The 2,975-nt window shown below is 66.8% G+C and carries 4 protein-coding genes and 1 pseudogene; 4 read left to right on the top strand and 1 reads right to left on the bottom strand.

The features are described 5' to 3' along the window. The 4 genes from E4P82_RS20580 to E4P82_RS20565 all read left to right on the top strand — a co-directional run. Positions 1-460, top strand: a 460-nt coding sequence (locus E4P82_RS20580; protein WP_169250630.1) for a hypothetical protein, incomplete at its 5' end; no start/stop codon positions are given. Continuing rightward, positions 445-984 carry a hypothetical protein gene (locus E4P82_RS20575; RefSeq protein WP_169250629.1) on the top strand — a complete coding sequence of 180 codons (540 nt, stop codon included), beginning with the start codon at positions 445-447 and terminating at the stop codon, positions 982-984. The genes E4P82_RS20580 and E4P82_RS20575, both read left to right, overlap by 16 nt. 3 nt (positions 985-987) lie before the next feature. After that, positions 988-1,479 carry a hypothetical protein gene (locus E4P82_RS20570; RefSeq protein ID WP_169250628.1) on the top strand — a complete coding sequence of 164 codons (492 nt, stop codon included), beginning with the start codon at positions 988-990 and terminating at the stop codon, positions 1,477-1,479. A gap of 43 nt (positions 1,480-1,522) precedes the next feature. Beyond that, entirely contained in the window at positions 1,523-1,813 is a 291-nt protein-coding gene (locus tag E4P82_RS20565) for a hypothetical protein (RefSeq protein WP_169250627.1), read from the top strand. A 103-nt stretch (positions 1,814-1,916) separates the two neighbouring features. On the opposite strand, the pseudogene E4P82_RS20560 reads toward E4P82_RS20565, so the two are convergent. Further along, positions 1,917-2,975 (bottom strand): annotated as a pseudogene (locus tag E4P82_RS20560) (hypothetical protein); the annotation flags it as partial.

Raw genomic sequence — 2,975 nt, 5'->3', positions numbered from 1 at the left:
CTTCGTCGCGACGGTCGCGCCGGGCGCGGTCGTAACCTGGCGGGTGGCGGTGCCACGGGCGGATGGGTCCGGCGCGGACGACGACACGGATGACGACGACTGGCAATACCGCGAGGGGCTGGTGGTCCGCATCCTGGCGCCGGGCCGCGACGCCCTGCATCTGGCCGGTCACTACGAAATCGCCATCGCCTGTCCGGGCGAGGAACGGGTGAAGCCCCTCACCCTGCACACCTTGTTGAAGGGGGCGTATACCCTGTTTCACGATTCGGATAACCGCGATCATCTGCTGGCCCAAATCGAGGCCGCCGAGGCCGGGACCCGGACCCATCGACGCCACTTGCTGGTCGGCAATCTCTACGCCGCGCTCCAGATGGCCGCCCGCGACGATTTGGGCCGGCCGGTGATCTATACCACGGCCGACGGCGCCGCGAGCGGGGTATTCTCTTGCACGCCGACGTGACGTGGCAACAGCTCAGCGCGAAACCGGTCCTGCTGCGCACGGTCGACCACCTGCAACGCTTCGTCGAGGACCACCGCGATGCCCCTCGCGTGGTGCTGGTCTCCAGCGACACCGGTGGCCGGCCGGAGCGCTTCAAGCGCGGCATCGACTTCGTCCTGCTGCTGAAGGACGGCGCTGTGCAACTGATCGTGCCCGGCGCGCACGGCCGTAACGGGCCGCTGCTCCACGACCCGCGCTGGCAAGCGCTCGACATTCCCCTGGAAGGCAACCGGACCGCCTTGGAGGGCACGATTCCCGAGAGCGCCCTGCCCGGCGCGCTGGCGGTGCTCGGTCAGCTCAAAGCCTGGTCCGTGGCCAGCGACTACCGGGACTGGTATAACCAACTGGCCGACGAGCCCCTGAATCCCCCGGATCGCCCGGATGCCGAACCGTCCACCGTACCGACGACGGAAACCCCCACGGCGGCGACCGTGGCGGCCCACGAACCGCCGCGCCGGGTCGCGGCCCTGACGCCGGGAGCTTGAACCATGCCCCACGCCGACGATCTGTTGAACCGCCGCCTGAGCTTGGCCCAGGTGTGCCGCGCCCTGGGGATCGATCCCTGCTTGCGGCCCGGTGAATCCGTGACCTGGATGCACCTTGATCCCACCCTGGGCACCGGTATCAATGCCGGTCTGTACTGCCACGATCCGGTTCGGGACGACGAGCCGTTTGTCCTGAGTCTCGGCGCCTATGAGGAAGCCCGGATCGTCGGACCGAACGGCGAGGATTTCGGGACCGACCGCTCGGTGATCGCCAGCCTCGATTTCGTGCTGGACGGGCCGGACGGCGAGACGCCGCGACCCTTGGACGATCCACCGCGCGCGCCCTTGAGGCTGGCCACCGCCGAACTGGGCGCGGGGTGGTCCGGCGAGGATGACCGCTCGCTGTGGGCGGTGCTGGCCGAGGTCGGCCGAATTTTGGCGGGGTGGCCATCCGAGCGAGCAGCGCGGGAGTTGGACGAATCGACGGAGGGCTAAACGATGTATGATTGGTATCCTTGAGTCTTGACGATAATCCATCATGCCCGATCACGCCTACCCCGACCCACACCGCTTGACGCTGGCCGACCTCGACCTCGACAGCCTAACGACGGACCAACTGGTTTCGCTCGTGCAAAATCACCGCAACGGTGAACCTTATCCCACCTCGGAGCAACTGCTTGCCAATCTACCGACGGTGTTGCGGGCGCTCTGTGATTATTTCCTTTCGGGCCAGGCCACACCGTTGAATGCCGCGTACCGACTTGCCTCCGTCATTGACGCGGTGGAGAGCACACAGGCATTACCCGTTCCAGCAATGCATCGGCACTAAACCCACAGCGTGTTCAATAACTCCAGGGATGGACCTCACCCGCTTGAGGCGAGGCGTGGCGTGGGCGGCCCGACTGCCTGTCAAGTCGGACAAGGCTGGACGATTACGTCTTATCCAACTCCACGGGATGAATTTCACGCACATCCAGGTAAAACGCGGAATCCGGCGCGGCCAGCTCCTCCAATCGGTCCACCGCCACGCGGGGTAACGTCGTTCGTGGACGAGGACGCGCCACGGGCAGCGAATCGGGCGTCGCCCCGGTCGCCGGCACGGTCGAGGATTCCCTGGAGGTGGACGGTACGGTCGTCACCAGGGGTTCGCCCGGCGGCATGAGAAAGCCTCCCTCGCTGAAATCGCTCTCCGCCGCTTCGAGTGGCGGGATCTCCACGCCGGCCGGCGTGTCCTGTCGGACGCTTTCGGCGATAACCGCCTCCACGGTCACCCGGATCGCTTCGTCGGACGGAACGGGCGGGTGGGCCGTATCGGCGGCGGTGGGTGGATCGACGGTGGATGCCGTCTCCTCCCTCACCGATTCCTCCCTCACCGATTCCTCCCTCACCGCTTCTTGCTCCGGGTACCCCCGCAAATAGTCGTCGATCAGGCGGTGGGCGAAGGATTCCGTCACGGCGGTACCCACCGATGGCGTCGTGGCGATCCGATCCCGCTCAGCCAACGCGGCGGGCATGGCCGGCCCTGGCACCCTGTCCGAGAACGTGGCCACGCCGTCGGCGACTGCTGGCGTCAACGCCGCCGATGGGGTTGAGGTATCGGCGGCGCCCAGGGCGATAAAGCGGTTGAGGCGATACGCGGCTAACCGGAACGACCCCGCAAAGAACAGCTTCGCGCGGACGATGGTGGTCCCGCGCAGGACGTGCGCCTCGCCGGTGTGTTGGGCGCGCAGATCGAGGGGATCGATGCGGGGGCGGCGCTCGTAGACGGCATTCGGCGCGGCGCGGTAGAACCCGGCCAACAGAGCGTGGTCACTTTGGGTCAACCCGCTGCCTTGCACGGCCAGCGCCTGGCCGCCCAGCTTCTCGAACAGTTCCATCGTCTCTTGGGGGTCCTCGACGAACATCCCGACCTTGGTGAGGGTATTGGCGACGATGGCGGCGGCTTCTTCCCGCGATGCCTTGCCGAAGCTTTGCAGGTCCTGTCCACCGAA

The sequence above is a fragment of the Candidatus Competibacter phosphatis genome (assembly GCF_012939995.1).
GTDB classification, from domain to species: Bacteria; Pseudomonadota; Gammaproteobacteria; order Competibacterales; family Competibacteraceae; genus Competibacter; species Competibacter phosphatis.
This window is presented reverse-complemented; position numbering and strand designations above follow the sequence as displayed.